Origin of the sequence: Salarchaeum sp. III, from assembly GCF_036418315.1 — an archaeon.
Classification (GTDB): Archaea; Halobacteriota; Halobacteria; order Halobacteriales; family Halobacteriaceae; genus Salarchaeum.
Genome location: NZ_JAZHPG010000004.1, coordinates 1 through 16,702, shown reverse-complemented (window position 1 = coordinate 16,702; position 16,702 = coordinate 1). Strand labels below are relative to the sequence as shown.

Below are 16,702 nucleotides of genomic sequence, written 5' to 3'. Positions count from 1 at the left end.
CCCACCCGCACTACGGTCATTAGCGGGGGCCGAACGCCGGGAGAGTCCGGGCCAACCCGCCCGGGCCCCGGAAGCCGACAGAGAAGCCTCGTCCTTCGGGGACGGCGGTCCGCGACGCGCGCCTGCAGGGGCGTTGTCGTCGCGGTTCACCGATGGGACCCCGTCAGGCACGGAAGTGAGCAGCGGACCATTGGACGTTCGCCGCTCGAAGGGTCGCGGGGCGGAGGAGGCGACCGGGACTACCCGAGCGGGACGGCTCGGGCGATCCCGGCCCGTCCACCATTCATACCGAATTTCGTTCGATAGCCGTCAGCTTCCGGCGTTCTCGGCGGTGCGTTTATCCCGAGCGCCGTCCCTGTCTCCGGCATGGCCGCTCCGTCGTGGTTCACGCCCGTCCTGTGGGCGCACATCGGTGTCGGCGTCGCGGCCCTCGTCGCGGGGGCCGGTGCGATGGTGTCGCGGAAGGGAAGCCGACTTCACCGCCGATTCGGCGCCGTGTACGTCGCGGGGACGGCGGGCGTCGTCCTGAGCGCGTTCGCGTTGACGAGCGCGACTAGAGACCTCTTCCTCGCGTCAATCGCCGTGTTCAGCGGGTACATGGTGTTCGCCGGATACCGCGCGCTCGCTCAGAAGCCTCGCGGTCGGCCGGCGACGCGGCTCGACTACGCTGCGGGCATCGTGATGGTCGTTGTTGCCGTGGGAATGGTCGCGCTCGGCGGCTGGGGCGTCCTCGTGGAGGGACGTGGACGGAGTGTCGTGCTCGTCGCGTTCGGCGCGCTCGCGCTCGCGTTCGCCGGTCAGGACCTCCTGACGTTCCGTCGCGGGCCGTCGTTGCGCTTCGATTGGTTCTACCGCCACATCGCCCGCATGCTCGGAAGTTACATCGCCACCGTCACCGCCGTCTCCGCCGTGAACCTATTCTTCCTTCCGACGGTCGTTCGCTGGCTGTGGCCGACCGCGGTCGGCACGCCGCTCATCGCGCTCTGGATTCGACGCTACCAGCGGCGGTTCGGCGAGAACGGGACGCCGCGCGATATCGCGGCGGCGCTCACGCACGGCACGGACGAACCGCGAAAAGAGGAGTGAGTTACTCGTCGCCGAAGCCAGCGATTTCGTCGCCCTGCACCTGGATTTCGCCGTCGAGCGTCCGGGTCGGGTAGGGGATGTCGATTCCCTCCTCGTCGAAGCGCTCCTTCACCGCGGTGACGTACTCGCCGCGCGTCTTCACGAAGTCGGCGCGCGAGGGGTTGTCTATCCAGAACCGGGATTTGAGGCCGACGTAGGAGTTACCGAGTTCGGTCAGCCGAACGCTCACGCCGGGGTCGTCCATGATGCCGTCGTGTTTCTCGGCTTCCTCGACGATGATGTCCGTCGCCTTGTCGATGTCGTCGTCGTACCCGATGCCGAAGAGGAACTGGAGGCGGAGCTTGTTCTTCGCGACGGGGTTCTTGATGACGCCGTCAGTCAGCTGGCTGTTCGGGACGGTGAGGAGTTCGTTGTCGAACGTCCGCACGCGGGTGACGCGGAGACTGATATCCTCGACAATCCCCGAGTACGTGCCGTTGTCCCATTCGATCCAGTCGTCGATGCGGAACGGCTTGTCCGTGTAGATGAAGACGCCGGCGACGAAGTTCTGGATGACGTCCTGCATCGCGAGGCCGATGGCGAGCGTCGCGGCGGCGGCGATGGTCGCGAGGCTGGTGAGGAAGTTCCCGTAGCCCGCGAATCCGAACGCGACGCCGAATCCGACGAACACGATGACGATGCGGACGAGTCGCTTCAGCGGTGTCCGGGAGTGCGCGTCGAGGTCGCGGGTCTTGAGCGCGCGGTCGACGACGGGAATGAGGGTGAGGCGGCCGACGAGGTAGACCGCGACGAACGCCACCACGAAGTAGAGCAGCTGGGTGATGGCGAGCGCGTACTGGGGAACCGCGTCGTCGATGAACGGGAGTGGTTCGACCATCAGTGGTACACCGCCGTGTTCCCGCGCGTCTCGACGAGGTCAGCGCCCACGCGGTCTGCGAGGTCGTCCGCCAGTTCCTCGGTGTCGGTGCCGCCGCGCGACGAGCGGAGGAACTTCACCTTCACCACGTCGCGCGTGTCGAGCTGGTCTCTGAGTTCGTCGACGACCGACTCGACGCCCTCCTTTCCGACCCACACCGTCACGTCGGCGTTGTGAGCCTTCGTCTTGAGTTCCTCTGTCGTCATGTCTACGGACCCGTTCGGGCGCGGCTTAAAAGAATGGTGCGGCTCGCTCCCCAGAACCCGAACCTTTTTCGTTTAGGTCTGCCTAAACACTAGTAATGGCCACGTCACAGGGTACCACCGACCCGTCGCAGGACGCGAACGACCCTGACGCCCCGCTCGTCACCGCGCGCACCGTCACCGACGACCGCACCGTGTTCACCGAGGACGACAACACCGACGGCTGGATTTCCACCGACCTCACCGTCACGCCCACGCAGTAGTCTCAGTCGTACGGATACCGCGCGTGCTCCCCGCAGTCACACGTCACCACCACGTGCCCGTCCTGCGTGCGAACCCGCGCGTTCCGCCCCGGAATCAGGTAGGAATCGCAGGCATCGCACGAAAAGCGCTTGAGCTTCCGCGGGAGCGAGAGGCGGTGGCGCTCCGCGATGCGGCGCGCCCGCCGCACGTACGTCCGCGCGCGCTCCGTCTCGCCCTCCGCGGCCGCCTCCTTCGCGAGCGCGCCGAGGCGCTCGATTCGCTCCGCCGCTATCTTCATCGCCCGATGCTCGGGGGCCGCCGCCGAAAACGGTTCCGGTGCCGCCCCTCCGCCCCGAACCCGGGGTTCCGGAGCTACGTGGTGTCGTCCCGCATCCGATACGCGGAGAGTCCGTCGTCGATGTCGTGCGTGATGAGGTAGTCCGTCGTCGCGGCGACAGGCGTTCCGAGGTGACCGCTGTATTCTTCGCGGCGCGTCCGAGCGTTGACGATTCGAGTGGAACGTTGTGCGCCGGAGCTGGCGATAAAATCGTCGCCCAGACCGATGTGCAATCGGGGCGTACGGTCGGACACGACGCGCCACAGGGTGTCGCTCCCCTGATGCGGCACCGAAATCAGTGAGGTCGCGATTTCCATCGGCCAGTAATAGTGGAGTACGAGTGTCGACTCGGTGACGACGGGCGGCCAAGCGAGCGCTGGATCGAGTCCCGGGTCGATTTCTAACGTTCGACGTCGTTCGCCCGTTCCATCGAACGACTGTAGCGTTTTCCCCAATAGAACGTGGATTCCGCTTTCGGTGAGTCGGAGCGCCGCGGTGTGCACACTCTCTACTTCCCAGTCCGTGTCTCCGGAGGCACTATCGACCGCGACGAGCGTATCGGCCGAGGTCGTCATGTACGCCGTTCCACCGCCCACGACCGGAAGTGACACGTCCGAACGCGACCACGTCTCGTCGAGCGCCCCCGCATCGTATCGCCGGACAGTTCGAACCAGACTGCCGCCGCGACAACTGAGGATGCCGTTCCGAGTTCGGAGTATCGGGCCGACACCGTCGTCGTCAACTGTTCGCGTCGCAACGATGGCTCCCGACTGCGCGTCCAGTGCGTAGAGCACGCCTGTGTCACCCGTTCGCGGCGCGGCGTTGACGAACACGCGATTCACGTCGGGGGCGACGAGCGGCGTACCGATTCGGTTCGCGTCGAGTGGCGTTCGCCAGTTCCGTCGGCCGGTTTCGAGGTCGAGTGCTTCGATGTAGCTGGTCTCTCGGTACATCGAACTCCGGCCGTACGCGACGTAGGCCGTCTCGCTCGCTATCACAGGGTCTTCCAGAATAACGTCTTGGTTACCGTATTTCGACCAGAGCGGCGTTGACTCCGGCTGTTCTCCTTTCACGGGCGCGGTGTACGTTCTGGCGGGGTCGCGGCCGTACATCCGCCAGCCGGGCACGGGGTCACCCGTGAGTACTGGGGCTGGCTCCGTCGAACTCGCACAGCCCGCGGACGCCGCGACACCGGCCACAACACCCGCCTTAAGGAATTCGCGCCGATCCATATTGTTTATACCACACTCCATTTTAATTAATACCTGGGCTATTCCGGGAATCCGGGAATCGGGTGAGTCGTCTCCTTCGTGGTCGAGCGCTCGTCCCACTCGGATAGGTGAGGTGTTTCGGTGGGATTATTCCCGGTCGCCGCCGTTCTCGGTGTATGCGCGTCCTCAACTACCTCGAACTGGAAGACCGCCTCCGCGGCGGTATCGTCACCGCGACCCGCCAGCAGCGCGCGGCGCTCGCGGACACCGACGTCGAGGTCGTCACGACGCCCTGGCAGGGCGGCACGCCGTTCGCGGCGGGGAAAGCCCGGCTCACGGGCGCGCCGTTCTTCCGCGAGTACGACGTGGCGCACTGCAACACCATCGGCCCGGGGTCGCTCGCGGTCGCGCGGCACGCGAAGCGCAACGACATCCCGCTGATTCTGCACGCGCACACGACCGCCGAGGACTTCGCGGACTCCTTTCGATTCTCGACGCAGGCCGCGCCCGCCCTCAAGCGCTACCTCCGGTGGTTCTACTCGCAGGCCGACCGCGTGCTCGTCCCGAGCCAGTACACGAAGGACCTCCTCGACTCCTATCCCGTGGACGCGCCCATCCAGACTATCACGAACGGCGTGGACGCCGCGAGCCTGGAGGGGTACGAGTCGTTCCGGGAGGAGACGCGGGAGAGCTTCGACCTCGACGGCCTCGTCGTGTTCTCCGTGGGGGAGGTCATCGAGCGCAAGGGCCTCACGACGTTCTGCCGGGTCGCCCAGGAGACCGACTTCGACTTCGCGTGGTTCGGCCCCTACGAGTCCGGGCCGCAGGCGTCGAAGACGACGAAACGCTGGGTGGAGAACCCGCCCGCGAACGTGACGTTCACCGGCTACATGGACGACAAGCGCGCGGCGTTCGGCGCGGGCGACATCTACATGTTCCCCGCGAAGGTCGAGAACCAGGGCATCGCTGTCCTCGAAGCGATGGCGTGCGGGAAGCCGGTCGTCCTCCGCGATATCGACGTGTTCGACGAGTTCTTCACCGACGGCGAGGACTGCCTGAAAGCGGAGACGGACGCCGAGTTCGTTGAGGCGCTCGAACGACTCCGCGACGACCCCGACCTCCGCGAACGCCTCGGCGAGGGCGCGCGCGACACCGCGGCCGAACACAGCCTCGACGTAGTCGGCGAACGCCTCACCGACGTGTACCGGACGGTCGCGGAGAAAGGAGACGCCCTATAAGGCGGGGGTGAGTACCGCCGCACAATGGTTCCACGGGTCGCCGCCTTCACGGACACCTACCTGCCGACGGTGAACGGCGTCACGTACACGATTCAGACGTGGCGCGACCGCTGGCGGCAGCGCGGCGGCCGGATGCCCGTCGTCTATCCGGGGTCCGACGACTACACGCCCGACGACGGCGAACACCCCGTTCGGAGTCTCCCGTTCCCGTTCTACGAGGGGTTCCGGCTGGGAACGCCGACGATTCCGGACGCGCTCCACGACGTGGATATCGTGCACGCGCACACGCCGTTCGCGCTCGGCGTCGCGGGCTACCGGCTCGCCCGCCGGAACGACCTCCCGTTCGTCGCGCACTACCACACGCCCACGAGCGAGTACGCCGAGTACCTCGTTCCCGATGCAGTCACGGGGTTCACGGAGCGCGCGAGCGAGCGCTGGGAGCGCGCGTTCCTCGACCGCGCCGACCTCGTGCTCACGCCGAGCGAGGAGACGAAACGCCACGTCGAGGACGAAATCGGCGTCCACACGCCCGTCGAAGCCCTCCCGAACGGCATCGACCTCCAGCAGTTCCAGCCCACCGACCCCGCCGAATTCCGCGAGCGCTTCGCCCTCCCGGACGGCCCCCTCGTCGGATACACGGGCCGACACGGCTACGAAAAACGCCTCCGCGACCTCGTGGACGCCGCCGCCGACCTCGACGTCACGCTCGTCTTCGGCGGGGACGGTCCCGCCCGCGCCGACCTCGAAGCCCGCGCCCGAGAGAACGGCGTCGACGCCCAGTTTCTCGGCTTCCTCGACCGCGAGGACCTCCCCGCGTTCTACTCGTCGCTGGACGTGTTCGCGTTCCCGAGTCCCGTCGAGACGCAGGGGCTGGTCGCGCTCGAAGCGAACGCCTGCGGCACGCCCGTGGTCGCCGCGAACGCCGGCGCACTCGCCGAGACCGTCGTGGAGGACGCGACCGGCTATCACTACCCGCCCCGCGACACCGCCGCGTTCGCGGACGCGATCGAGCGCGCGCTCGCCGACCGCGACCGCCTCGCGGAGACGTGTCTCGAACACAGAGAACGCTTCGGCGTCGAGAAAGCGGTCGACCGCCTCGAAGCGGTCTACGAGAGACTCTAGTCTTCGAGCGCGTTCGCGATGCGGTCGAGCTTGTTGTTCGTGCGCTCGACTTCCTTGCGGAGCTGTTCGACCTCGCGCGCGAGCTTCTCGCTCGACTCGCTCCCGCCCTCGCCGCGGCCGCCGGGACCACCCGGTCCTGCGCCGCCGGGGCCGCCGCCCATGCCGCCGGGGCCGCCGCCACCGCCCATCATACCGCCCATCATCTGCGCGAACGGGTTCCCGCCGCCGCCCATGCCGCCGGGGCCGCCACCGCCCCCCATCATCTCCTCCATCTTCTCGCGGCGGTCCTCGGCGGACTCGTCGCCGCCTTCCTCGCGTTCTTCGGCTCGCTTCTCTCGAATCTCCTCGATTCGCTCGCGGAACGAGGACTCCTCTTCTCCGTCGTTTTCGGGTTCGTCTTCCGGCATACGCGAGGGTTCGACGCCCGCCGGGAAAAGCCCTTTCACGTCGTGCCGGCGAACAGACCTATTACTGTCCTCGACAATCCCGTGGTCACGCGACGAACGCCATGAAGAGAGACAGCGACCCGACAAACGAGGAGGAGTTCCACGACGAGCTGCGCACGCTGCTCGCGGCGGCCCACGAGCGGGGCGTGGACGTCCGCGGCGGCTGGGACTGCCGGTTCGATAACGGCCCGGACTTCGAGGTGGTCGTCGTGGAGGCGCAGAAACCCTAGTCGAGCGCGGGAAGGTCGGGCGCGCCCTCGACATCCTCTCGGACGACTTCGATCGCGTTCCGCAGGGAGCCGTGTTCCGCGAGGTAGGCGACGCCGACGCTCGACTTCACGACCTCTGCGGCGTTCCCGGTGAGGACTTCGGGTCCGAGTTGTGCGACCGCGCTGTCCCCGACGCTCACCAGCCAGCCCGGGCTCTCGAAGCGCCACTGCTCCAGTCGCGGGTCGAACCCGTTTCCGTCCTCGAGGGACGCGAGGATGTTGCGGGCGGCGACTTCGGTGGCGCGCACGGCGGCCTGTGCGCTCGCCGGGACGACCTCGCCGTCGGCGTCCACGACCTGCGCGGCGTCCCCGACCGCGAGCGTGTTCTCCGCGAGTTCGAGCGTCCCCCGGACGCCCCGGCGTTCGCCGCCGAGCGCGTCCGGGCCGCGGATACCGCCCGTCCACACGAACTGGTCGTACGCGATGGGGTCGCGCTCCGCGAACTCCACGTCGTCCGCGGTCGCGCCCGTCACCGCGGCGTTCGTGTGGACGGTGACGTCGAGACGGTCGAGTTCGCCGCGGACGGCGCGCCGGAAGTTCTCCGGGAACCCCGCGGTCACGTCCTCGGAGCGGTCGACGAGCACCACCTCCACGTCGTCCTCGACGCCCTCCTCGCGCGCGAGCGCCGCGAACTCGCCCGCGACCTGCACGCCGGAGAGTCCCGCGCCGCCGACGACGACCGTGCCGCCGCCCGTCTCCAGAAGTCCCTCGAAGTCACGGCGGGCGCGCGCGGCGTGTTCGAGGCGCTTCATCGGCGTCGCGTGCTCCTCCACGCCGGGCAGGTCGTAGAACGCGGTCTGCGCGCCCAAACACACCGCGGCCGCGTCGTACGACAGGTCGCCGCCCTCGTCGAGGCTGACGGTCTTCGCGTCGGTGTCGATGCCGAGCACGGTGTCCTCCCGAATCTCGGCGCGCTCCGTGAGTTCCGTGAGCGGGATGGTGATCGCGTCGGTGAGACCGGGTTTCCGGATGACGCGGTGGAGTTCGTGCTGGACGAGATGGTCGCCCGTGTCGTCCACCAGAAGCAGGTCCGCGTCCGCGGGGAGGCGGTCCTCCAGTTTCCGCGTGAGTAACAGTCCCGCGTATCCTCCGCCGAGCACGACGACTCGCATACGCCTAGATGCCGCTCCGCCACCGAAAAGCCACCGGCCCTAGAACAGCGCGTCGCTCTCGTCCAGCACGCGCGCCGGCCCGCCGACCTCCCAGACCCGGGTGTCGACGCCCGTCGCGGCGATGGCGTCCTCGACCGCGTCGGCGTGTTCCGCCGTGGTGTTCACGTAGACGGTCGCGCCCGTGTCCGTCGAGAACCACGCGGGCGTCCCCTCCGCTCGGAGGTCGCGAACGGTCTCGAACACTTCCAGCGTGTCGGGCTTCCAGTACACCCAGCCGGCGGGGCCGGTCATCGTGGTCGCGGCGAGCGAGAGCGAGTCGTGCTCCGCGGTCTCGAACACGCGCTCGGTGTCGCCCGACCGGACGGCGTCCCGCATCTCCGCGAGCTGGTCTTCGACGTGGACGCGCCGCGCGTCGAACATGTGGCTGTCCTCCGCCTCGTCGTGCGCGGCCTGCGTCTCCTTGTACGCCGGCACTTCCGCGATGACGATGCGGATGTCCTCCTCCAGGCTGTCGGCGGCGTCGAGGCGGTGGCTCCGGCACTCAGCGTCGCTCATCCCGCCGCCGAGGTCGGAGTACCCGCCGGTGACGGCTCGCGCGGCGGACGCGGACCCGCGGCGGGCGATGGTGGACATCTCGGGATGGCTGAGGTCGAGGCCCGCGGCCTCGCAGGCGGCGACGGCGGCCGCCGCGAACCCCGACGCGGAGGAGCCGAGGCCGATGTTCGTCGGGAAGTCGTTCTCGCTTACGAGGCGCGCGCGGGTGTCGATGCCGGCGCGCTCGCGCACCTCGTCCAGCACGCTCTCGATGCGGTCGGCCCCGTTCCCGGTCACGGTGTCGCCGCCGATGACGTACTCGTCCGCGTCCAGGTCGTCGTCAAACGCGACGGTCGTGGTTGTGCTGGCGGGCGCGGTGCAGACGCTGATGCTGTCGTGGTAGGGGTAGCGCGCGTCGTGGTCGCGCATCCCGTGGTACTTCACGAGGCCCTGAATCGGGTGGGCTTTCGCGGTGGCCTTCATACGTCGTAGGCGTCGCGTCGCCGGCATAAACACCCCGGAAGCCCCCGGGTGGCGCAAAAGCCTTTGTCGTGGCATCTCGTGGCACGCGTATGGAGAGCGTGAATCCAGCGACGGGAGAGCGAGTCGAGACGTACGACGAACACGACGACGGGGACGTGGCGGACGCGCTCGACGCCGCCGAGGTCGCGTTCGAGGAGTGGCGGGAGGTCCCGCTTCGGGAGCGCGAGGAACTGCTCGCGAACGCCGCGGACGTGCTCCGGGAGAACGCGGAGCGGTACGCGAAACTCATCACACGCGAGATGGGAAAACCCATCGAGCAAGCCCGTGCGGAGGTCGAGAAGTGCGCGTGGGGCTGTGAGTACTACAGCGAGCACGCGAGCCAGCACCTCGCGGACGAACCGCGCGCGAGCCCCGCCGGCACGGAAGTGTTCACGTCCTACGAGCCGCTGGGGACGGTGCTCGCGGTGATGCCGTGGAACTATCCGTTCTGGCAGGTGTTCCGGTTCGCTGCGCCCTACCTCACCGCGGGCAACACGGGCATCCTGAAGCACGCGTCGAACGTCCCCGGCTGCGCGAAGGCCATCGAGGAAGTGTTCACCGAGGCCGGCTACCCCGAGAACGTCTTCCAGACGCTCCTCGTCGGGTCGGAGAAGGTGGACGACATCATCGCGGACGACCGCGTGAAGGCCGCGACGCTCACCGGGAGCGGCCCCGCGGGCCGCGCCGTCGCCGAAACCGCTGGCCGCCACCTGAAGAAGACCGTCCTGGAGCTCGGCGGGAGCGACCCCGTGGTGGTGCTGGACGACGCGGACATCGACGAGCACATCGAGACGATGGCGCAGGCGCGCTATCAGAACACCGGGCAGTCCTGCATCGCGGGCAAGCGCTTCATCGTCCACGCGGACGTGTACGACGAGTTCCTCGACGCCTTCCTCGACGAGGTCGATGGGTACTCGGTCGGCGACCCCGAGAATCCTGAGACCGACGTGGGGTCGATGGCGAGCGAGAGTCTGATGGAGGAACTCCACGAGCAGGTCGCGGAGAGCGTCGAGGCGGGCGCGACCGTCGAACGCGGCGGCGAACCCCTGGATAGGGAGGGCGCGTTCTACCCGCCGACGGTGCTCACGGACGTGCCGACGGGCAGTCCGGCTGACGAACAGGAACTCTTCGGTCCCGTCGCGTCCGTCTTCGAGGTCGACACCGAGGAGGAAGCCGTCGAGAAGGCGAACGACACCGACTTCGGTCTCGGCGCGAGCGTCTGGACGGAGGACCGCGACCGCGGGGAGCGCGTCGCCCGCCGAATCGAGGCCGGCTGCACGTACGTGAACCAACTCACGAAGTCCGACCCGCGCGTCCCCTTCGGCGGCATCGGCATCTCCGGGTACGGCCGCGAACTCGCGAGCGACGGCATCCGCGAGTTCGTGAACCGGAAGACCGTCTGGATCGAATGAACGCCGCCGACCTCCTCGTCGCGTGCCTCGAACGCGAGGGCGTCGAACACGTCTTCGGCCTGCCCGGCGAGGAAACCGACGACCTCCTGTTCGCCCTCCGGGATTCGGACGTGACGTTCGTGCCGGTCAGACACGAACAGGGCGCGGCGTTCATGGCGGACGTGCACGGCCGACTCACGGGCGAGGCCGGCGTCTGCCTCGCCACGCTCGGCCCCGGCGCGACGAACCTCCTTACGGGCGTCGCTGACGCCCACCTCGATAAGAGCCCGCTCGTCGCTATCACCGCGCAAGCCGGTCTCGAACGCCTTCACAAGGAGAGCCATCAGGCGCTCGACATCGTGAACATGTTCGAGTCGGTGACGAAGTGGAACACGACCATCCGCGACCCCGATATCGTCAACGAAGCGGCTCGAAAGGCGTTCAAACTCGCGGAGTACGAGAAACCGGGCGCGACCCACCTCGAGCTCCCGGAGGACATCGCTGCACAGGGCACGGTCGGCGAACCGCTGCCGGAACGCGGGCCGGTGCCGCGCCCCCGTCCGAACGAGGACGCAGTCGACGCCGCTGCAGACCTGCTCGCGGAAGCCGACCGCCCGGTCGTGCTCGCGGGGAACGGTGCGGTCCGCGCCCGTTCGTCCGACCAACTCCGAGAGTTCGTCACTGAACACGGCGTCCCCGTCGTCTCCACGTACATGGGGAAGGGAGCCGTGTCGGACGCGAACGACCACTCCCTGATGACGCTGGACTCGGGAGACGGCGCGGCGCAGGACGCGCTCGCCGCCGCCGACCTCGTCGTCGCTGTCGGGTACGATATCGCCGAGCACGACCCCGCGTCCTTCCACCGGTCGGGCGTCCCGATAATCCACATCGACAGCGAGCCCGCGGAAGTGTACGAGGCGTACGACCCCGCGGTCGAGCTCGTCGCGGACATCGCGCACTCCCTCGACGCGCTCGCGGGCCGCGCGGACGCGGGGTTCGACGGAGCGTGGTTCGACGAGTACCGCGAACGCATCGTCGACCGCGTTCTCGACGCCGACCCCCGGGGGAACGCGCCGTTCTCCGTCGACGGGGTGCTGCCCGTCGTTCGGGACGCGCTCGGGGACGAAGACGTCCTCGTCTCCGATGTCGGCAACCACAAGATGTCGATAGCGCAACGATACCCGACGTACGCGCCGAACACCTGCATCATCTCGAACGGTCTCGCCAGCATGGGAATCGCGGTTCCGGGCGCGGTGTCCGCGGACCTGGCCGTCGACGGGAACGTCCTCGCGGCGACCGGGGACGGCGGGTTCCTGATGAACGCGGCGGAGCTCGAAACCGCCACCCGGCTCGGCTGTTCGTTCACCGTCCTCGTGTTCCGCGACGACGACTACGGCCTCATCTCGGCGAAACAGCAGCGCGACCGCGGTCAGTCCTTCGGCACCCGGCTGTCGAACCCGGATTTCGTCGCGTTCGCGGAGAGCTTCGGCGTGAACGCCACCCGACCGGAGACCCGAGACGCCCTCGAGACCGCTATCGGGGACGCGGTCGCGTCTGACGACCTCGAACTCGTTGAGGTCCCGCTGGTGTCCCGCGGACCGAACCAGTAAAACGGGCGCGGACCGCCCCTGTCCGTATGGGCGAACGACTCGATTCTCGGAGCGCACAAGTCGAGGAGGTCATCGACCGACTCAGCGACGAGTACCGCGAACCCGAAATCTCCCTGAACTTCTCGAACCGGCTCGAACTCCTCATCGCCGTCGTGCTGTCCGCACAATGCACGGACGAGCGCGTGAACAAGGTCACCGCCGACCTCTTCGAGAAGTACGACTCCGCCGAGGACTACGCGAACGCGGACGAGGACGAACTCGCGGAGGACATCAACTCGATTACGTACTACAACTCGAAGGCCGGCTACATCACGAACGCCTCCACGAAACTCGTGGAGGAACACGACGGCGAGGTCCCCGACACCATGGCGGAACTCACCGACCTCCCCGGCGTCGGCCGGAAGACCGCGAACGTCGTCCTCCAGCACGGCCACGACATCACGGAAGGCATCGTCGTGGACACGCACGTCCAGCGCATCAGCCGCCGACTCGGAATCACCGAGGAGGAACGCCCCGAGAAAATCGAGGACCACCTGATGGACGTGGTCCCCCGCGAACACTGGAAGAACTACACGCACTGGCTCATCGCCCACGGCCGCGACACCTGCACCGCCCGCAACCCCGACTGCGCGGACTGCCTCCTCGAAGACATCTGTCCCTCGTCGAAACTCGACAACAGCGCGGACCTCGCTAGCGGCGACGCGTGGTAGGAACTCCCGCCGCGAAAACCCTCCACGGAAAAAAACCCCGTCCGCCTAGAGCCGGTAGTCGTCCTGCGCGGACCGTTTTCTGCGGCGGGCACGGGCGGCCCGCCGCGAAAACCCTCCACGAAAAAACCGTCCGCCTAGAGCCGGTAGTCGTTCTCGCCGTCCTCGCTGTCGAGGAAGGCGGTGACGAGGTCGATGGTGGCGTCGATGTCGTCGCCGTCGGCGGCTTCGACGGGCGTGTGGAGGTAGCGGGTGGGGATGGAGACGGCGCCGACGGGTTTCGCGCCGTGCGTGTTCTGGAAGCCAGCGGTGTCCGTGCCGCCCGCCGGGAGGACTTCGAGCTGGTGGTCGATGTCCTCGGTCTCGGCGACGGTTCGGAGACGCTTGTGGACTTTCGGGTTCGTGATGACGCTGCCGTCCTTGAGCTTTATCGCGGTTCCCTCGCCGAGCGTGGTGACGTAGTCGGCTTCGTCGCTCACCTGCGGCACGTCGTTCGCGACGGTCACGTCGAGCGCGAGCGCGAGGTCTGGGTTGAGGTCGACGCCGAGCGCGGTCGCGCCCCGGAGGCCGACTTCCTCCTGAACGGTCGCGGCGAAGTGAACGGTCACGTCCGGGTCGACCTGCTTCGCGGCCTCTATCATCGCGAACAGGCAGACGCGGTCGTCGAGACTCTTTCCGGTGACGTTCTCCCCTACCTGTTCGGTGCGCTGGTCGAGCGTCACCTGGTCGCCGACGGAGACGAGGTCCTCCGCGTCGTCGCCGTCCAATCCGAGGTCGACGTACACGTCGTGCACCTCGTCTTTCTTCCCCTGCTCGTCCTCGTCTTGCGTGTGCGGCGCGAGCGACCCGATGACGCCCGGAATGTCCTTCTCGTCGGTGTGGACGGTGACGCGCTGCGCGCGGAGGATGCGGGCGTCCCAGCCGCCGAGCGCGTCCAACTGGAGGAATCCGTCGTCGGTGACGTGACGCACCATAAACCCGATTTCGTCCATGTGCGCCGCGACCGCGACCTCGTAGTCGGGGTTCTCCGAACCCTCGACGGTCGCGACGACGTTCCCCATCGAGTCCGTCCGCACCTCGTCCGCGACGCCGTCGAGTTCGCGGCGAACGATGTCCCGAATGCGGTCCTCGTAGCCGGGGACGCCCCGGGCTTCCGTGAGTTCCTTCAGCAAGTCGAAGTCGAACGACATACCCAAGATTCGGCCGACCGGCCGTATAAAACGACGCGTTCCGGACTATACGTCCCGTTCCACGACGAACCGCGTGAACTCCTCCAAATCAGCCTGCGCGTCCGGCGTCAGCGGTACGTCCGCGAGGTGGTCGCGGGCGTCCGCCGCGAGGTCGAGCGCGCGCTCCCGGGCGTACGAGAGACTCCCCGTCTCCTGGAGGATGTCGATAGCTTCGAGCACCATCTCGTCCGTCGTGTCGTCGCTCGCGAGAATGGTTTCGAGGCGTTCGGCGTCCGCGGGGTCGGCGTTCTCTACCGCGTGCACGGTCATCAGCGTCTTCTTCCCCTCGTGGATGTCGTTCCCGAACGCCTTCCCGAAGTCGCCCGCGCGGTCGAGCGAGTGCTCGATGTCGAGGATGTCGTCCCCTATCTGGAACGCGATACAGAGCGTCTCCATGTAGTCGGCGAGCGCGTCCTCTATCGCGGGCGGCTGGTCGGTAACGATGGCGGCGAGGCGGCCGACGATGCGGCCGAGGCATCCGGTCTTGCACGCGCACATCTCCATGTACTCGGCTTCGGTGATGTCCACGCCGTCCTCGTTGTGCCAGTGGATATCCATCCCCTGCCCGAGGTGCGTTCGGTTGAGTTCGTACGTCAGCATCTCGTAGACCGACAGCCGGGTGTCCTCGTCCAACTCCGCGGGGTTCCGGGAGACGACCTTGAGCGGGATGAAGTAGAGGGCGTTCCCCGCGTTCAATGCCACGTCCTCGCCGTACCGCCGGTGTAGGGCTTCCTCGCCGCGTCGGAGGGTCGCGCCGTCCTCCACGTCGTCGACGATGATGGTGCCGTTGTGGAGGATTTCGGGAACCGTCGCGTACGGCAGGAACTGCTCGGGGTCTCCTCCCAGTCCCTCGACGATGCGGAGGAACGCGACGGCGCGCCAGCGCTTCCCGCCGCGGTCGAGGAGGTCCCAGACGGGGTCGTGCAGGCCCTCCGCGAGCGCGTCCGCGTCGTACTCGTACCGCGCGTCACCGAAGAACTCCGCGACGTACTCCGCGTCGGGGTCGCGGGGGAGGACGCGCGCGATAGCGTCGTCAACAGCGGGCCGCCACTCGGCCAACGTCTCGCGCATACTCGGGAGGAGGATTTCACCGCGCAAAAAACTTCAGTTCCACCGCGCACCGTTCCACAATCCTTAACGTCGAACCGCGCACAGGTGTGCGTATGAGTGACGAACTCGAAGCCGAACTCCGTGCGGAGCTCCAGGACGCGTTCGAGAACGCCGACTACCCCGTGAAGAACCAGATGGGTCTCGTGCCCGCACTCCCGAACGGCCCCGCGACGAAGTTCGAGGCCGGCGACGGCGAGATCTCCTTCACCGCGATGGAACTCGCGTCCAAACTTAGCGGGAACGCCGACTTCCCCTACGACGATGTCGACAGCCTCGTCGACGACATCATCGAGGGCCTCAAGGACGACGGCACCCTCTAACGTCGGCGTTTCAGCGGCTGAGAACCGCCCCCGTGTTTTTCGTGTGTTCGCGTCGAACAGCCACACATGGAAGTGCGAGTCGACCGCCTCGGCGTCCTCGGCGTGCTGGGCGTCCTGGGTGTGGTGACGAACGAACCGTCGCTGTTCGGCCTGTTCGCGCTGTTCGCGTTCTTCGCGAGCGACCACACGATAACGGTCGGCGAGTAGGCCATACCGGCAACCCACCCGTATTTGCGTAACCGTTAGGTGCGTCCTGCGTGGACTCTCGGGTATGACCGAGTGGATCGGCGACACCTTCACTTCTGACGCTGGCTGGAACCACCTCGAACGACTCGTGGACATCGGCGACCGGATGGCCGGGAGCGCGGGCGAGCGCGAGGCCGCGGCGGCGACGCGGGACGCACTCGCCGAGTACGCCGACGACGTGTGGCTGGACGAGTTCGGGATTCAGGGCTGGGAGCGCGGGAGTTCGCGCATCGACGCGGGCGACACCGAGCAAGACTGCATCGCGCTCCCGCGGTCGCCCGCAGGCGACGTGTCGGGCGAGTTCGTCGACCTCGGGTACGGTCTCCCCGCGGACTTCGAGGAGGCGGACATCGAGGGGAAGGTGGTGATGGTCGCGTCGAACGTCCCCGACTACTTCGACCGCTTCATCCACCGCCGCGAGAAGTACTACTACGCCGTCGAAGGCGGCGCGGCCGCGTTCGTTTTCAAAAACCACGTCGAGGGCTGTCTGCCGCCGACGGGGAGCGTCGGGAACGCGGACGCCCCCATCGGCGACATCCCCGCGGTCGGCGTGTCGAAAGAGGTCGGCTCCCGGCTCGCCCGGCGCTTCGAGGGCGACGACGTGTCGGTCTCGGTGGACGCGGAGACGCCCGACGCGACGAGTCAGAACGTGCACGCGACGCTCGGCCCCGACACGGACGAGGAACTCCTCGTCACGAGTCACGTGGACGCGCACGACATCGCGGAGGGCGCGATGGACAACGGCGCGGGCACGGCGATGGTCGTGGAACTCGCGCGCACGCTCGCCGAGCGCGCGGACGAACTCGACACGAAGGTTCACTTCGTCGCGTTCGGCGCGGAGGAGGTCGGT

At 67.7% G+C, this 16,702-nt stretch carries 20 protein-coding genes and 1 other RNA gene; 12 read left to right on the top strand and 9 right to left on the bottom strand.

The window, feature by feature from the left end; translation table 11 throughout:
* Positions 1-282: signal recognition particle sRNA (gene ffs, locus U3A55_RS00215), an RNA gene on the top strand; the annotation flags it as partial.
* Between the two features lie 84 nt (positions 283-366).
* Positions 367-1,086: a hypothetical protein gene (locus tag U3A55_RS00210; protein ID WP_330989503.1), complete on the top strand. Its 720-nt coding sequence runs from the start codon at positions 367-369 to the stop codon at positions 1,084-1,086.
* 1 nt (position 1,087) lies between these two features.
* On the opposite strand, the gene U3A55_RS00205 is transcribed toward U3A55_RS00210, so the two are convergent.
* Both U3A55_RS00205 and U3A55_RS00200 read right to left on the bottom strand, forming a co-directional pair.
* Complete coding sequence (locus tag U3A55_RS00205) at positions 1,088-1,966, bottom strand: mechanosensitive ion channel family protein (RefSeq protein WP_442978244.1); 879 nt, start codon at positions 1,964-1,966, stop codon at positions 1,088-1,090.
* Positions 1,963-2,208, bottom strand: coding sequence for a YhbY family RNA-binding protein (locus U3A55_RS00200; protein ID WP_330989501.1), 246 nt, complete (start codon positions 2,206-2,208; stop codon positions 1,963-1,965). The genes U3A55_RS00205 and U3A55_RS00200 overlap by 4 nt, the downstream gene beginning before the upstream one ends.
* Before the next feature lie 95 nt (positions 2,209-2,303).
* On the opposite strand from U3A55_RS00200, the gene U3A55_RS00195 reads away from it, so the two are divergent.
* Positions 2,304-2,468 (top strand): hypothetical protein, encoded by a 165-nt coding sequence (locus tag U3A55_RS00195; protein WP_330989500.1) that lies wholly within the window; start codon positions 2,304-2,306, stop codon positions 2,466-2,468.
* A 2-nt stretch (positions 2,469-2,470) separates the two neighbouring features.
* On the opposite strand, the gene U3A55_RS00190 is transcribed toward U3A55_RS00195, so the two are convergent.
* Together U3A55_RS00190 and U3A55_RS00185 are read right to left on the bottom strand one after the other, a co-directional pair.
* Positions 2,471-2,746, bottom strand: coding sequence for a ribonuclease P protein component 4 (locus U3A55_RS00190; RefSeq protein WP_330989499.1), 276 nt, complete (start codon positions 2,744-2,746; stop codon positions 2,471-2,473).
* 74 nt (positions 2,747-2,820) lie between these two features.
* The gene (locus U3A55_RS00185) at positions 2,821-4,017 is read right to left on the bottom strand and encodes an outer membrane protein assembly factor BamB family protein (RefSeq protein WP_330989498.1); all 1,197 of its coding nucleotides are present in this window, start codon (positions 4,015-4,017) and stop codon (positions 2,821-2,823) included.
* 155 nt (positions 4,018-4,172) lie between these two features.
* On the opposite strand from U3A55_RS00185, the gene U3A55_RS00180 reads away from it, so the two are divergent.
* Together U3A55_RS00180 and U3A55_RS00175 are read left to right on the top strand one after the other, a co-directional pair.
* Complete coding sequence (locus U3A55_RS00180) at positions 4,173-5,234, top strand: glycosyltransferase family 4 protein (protein ID WP_330989497.1); 1,062 nt, start codon at positions 4,173-4,175, stop codon at positions 5,232-5,234.
* A gap of 24 nt (positions 5,235-5,258) precedes the next feature.
* Entirely contained in the window at positions 5,259-6,356 is a 1,098-nt protein-coding gene (locus tag U3A55_RS00175) for a glycosyltransferase (RefSeq protein ID WP_330989496.1), read from the top strand.
* Here the strand turns inward: U3A55_RS00175 and U3A55_RS00170 are convergent.
* Positions 6,353-6,763, bottom strand: coding sequence for a hypothetical protein (locus U3A55_RS00170; RefSeq protein WP_330989495.1), 411 nt, complete (start codon positions 6,761-6,763; stop codon positions 6,353-6,355). The genes U3A55_RS00175 and U3A55_RS00170 overlap by 4 nt on opposite strands.
* A gap of 101 nt (positions 6,764-6,864) precedes the next feature.
* Here U3A55_RS00170 and U3A55_RS00165 point away from each other — a divergent pair, with 101 nt between their 5' ends.
* Positions 6,865-7,032, top strand: a complete 168-nt coding sequence (locus U3A55_RS00165; RefSeq protein ID WP_330989494.1) for a hypothetical protein — start codon at positions 6,865-6,867, stop codon at positions 7,030-7,032.
* On the opposite strand, the gene U3A55_RS00160 is transcribed toward U3A55_RS00165, so the two are convergent.
* Both U3A55_RS00160 and mvaD read right to left on the bottom strand, forming a co-directional pair.
* The gene (locus U3A55_RS00160) at positions 7,029-8,183 is read right to left on the bottom strand and encodes an NAD(P)/FAD-dependent oxidoreductase (RefSeq protein WP_330989493.1); all 1,155 of its coding nucleotides are present in this window, start codon (positions 8,181-8,183) and stop codon (positions 7,029-7,031) included. The two genes, U3A55_RS00165 and U3A55_RS00160, sit on opposite strands and share 4 nt — an antisense overlap.
* A gap of 39 nt (positions 8,184-8,222) precedes the next feature.
* Positions 8,223-9,200 (bottom strand): phosphomevalonate decarboxylase MvaD, encoded by a 978-nt coding sequence (gene mvaD / locus U3A55_RS00155; RefSeq protein WP_330989492.1) that lies wholly within the window; start codon positions 9,198-9,200, stop codon positions 8,223-8,225.
* Positions 9,201-9,268: 68 nt separating this feature from the next.
* Between mvaD and U3A55_RS00150 the strand changes: the two genes are divergently transcribed.
* From U3A55_RS00150 to nth, 3 genes are read left to right on the top strand one after another with little or no spacing between them, the layout of a single operon-like run.
* Positions 9,269-10,651: an NAD-dependent succinate-semialdehyde dehydrogenase gene (locus U3A55_RS00150; protein WP_330989491.1), complete on the top strand. Its 1,383-nt coding sequence runs from the start codon at positions 9,269-9,271 to the stop codon at positions 10,649-10,651.
* On the top strand, positions 10,648-12,240 hold the full coding sequence (locus U3A55_RS00145; protein WP_330989490.1) for an acetolactate synthase large subunit: 1,593 nt from the start codon (positions 10,648-10,650) through the stop codon (positions 12,238-12,240). Before U3A55_RS00150 ends, U3A55_RS00145 begins: the two co-directional genes overlap by 4 nt.
* A gap of 26 nt (positions 12,241-12,266) precedes the next feature.
* A complete protein-coding gene (gene nth, locus U3A55_RS00140) occupies positions 12,267-12,950 on the top strand; it encodes an endonuclease III (RefSeq protein WP_330989489.1) in 684 nt (227 codons plus the stop codon).
* Between the two features lie 134 nt (positions 12,951-13,084).
* On the opposite strand, the gene U3A55_RS00135 is transcribed toward nth, so the two are convergent.
* Positions 13,085-14,137, bottom strand: a complete 1,053-nt coding sequence (locus U3A55_RS00135; RefSeq protein ID WP_330989488.1) for a M42 family metallopeptidase — start codon at positions 14,135-14,137, stop codon at positions 13,085-13,087.
* A 45-nt stretch (positions 14,138-14,182) separates the two neighbouring features.
* On the bottom strand, positions 14,183-15,247 hold the full coding sequence (locus U3A55_RS00130) for a polyprenyl synthetase family protein (protein WP_330989487.1): 1,065 nt from the start codon (positions 15,245-15,247) through the stop codon (positions 14,183-14,185).
* A 92-nt stretch (positions 15,248-15,339) separates the two neighbouring features.
* Between U3A55_RS00130 and U3A55_RS00125 the strand changes: the two genes are divergently transcribed.
* The 3 genes from U3A55_RS00125 to U3A55_RS00115 all read left to right on the top strand — a co-directional run.
* Entirely contained in the window at positions 15,340-15,606 is a 267-nt protein-coding gene (locus tag U3A55_RS00125) for an MTH865 family protein (protein WP_330989486.1), read from the top strand.
* A 66-nt stretch (positions 15,607-15,672) separates the two neighbouring features.
* Positions 15,673-15,813 (top strand): hypothetical protein, encoded by a 141-nt coding sequence (locus U3A55_RS00120; protein ID WP_330989485.1) that lies wholly within the window; start codon positions 15,673-15,675, stop codon positions 15,811-15,813.
* A 64-nt stretch (positions 15,814-15,877) separates the two neighbouring features.
* On the top strand, positions 15,878-16,702 hold an 825-nt coding region (locus U3A55_RS00115; RefSeq protein ID WP_330989484.1), incomplete at its 3' end, for a M28 family peptidase.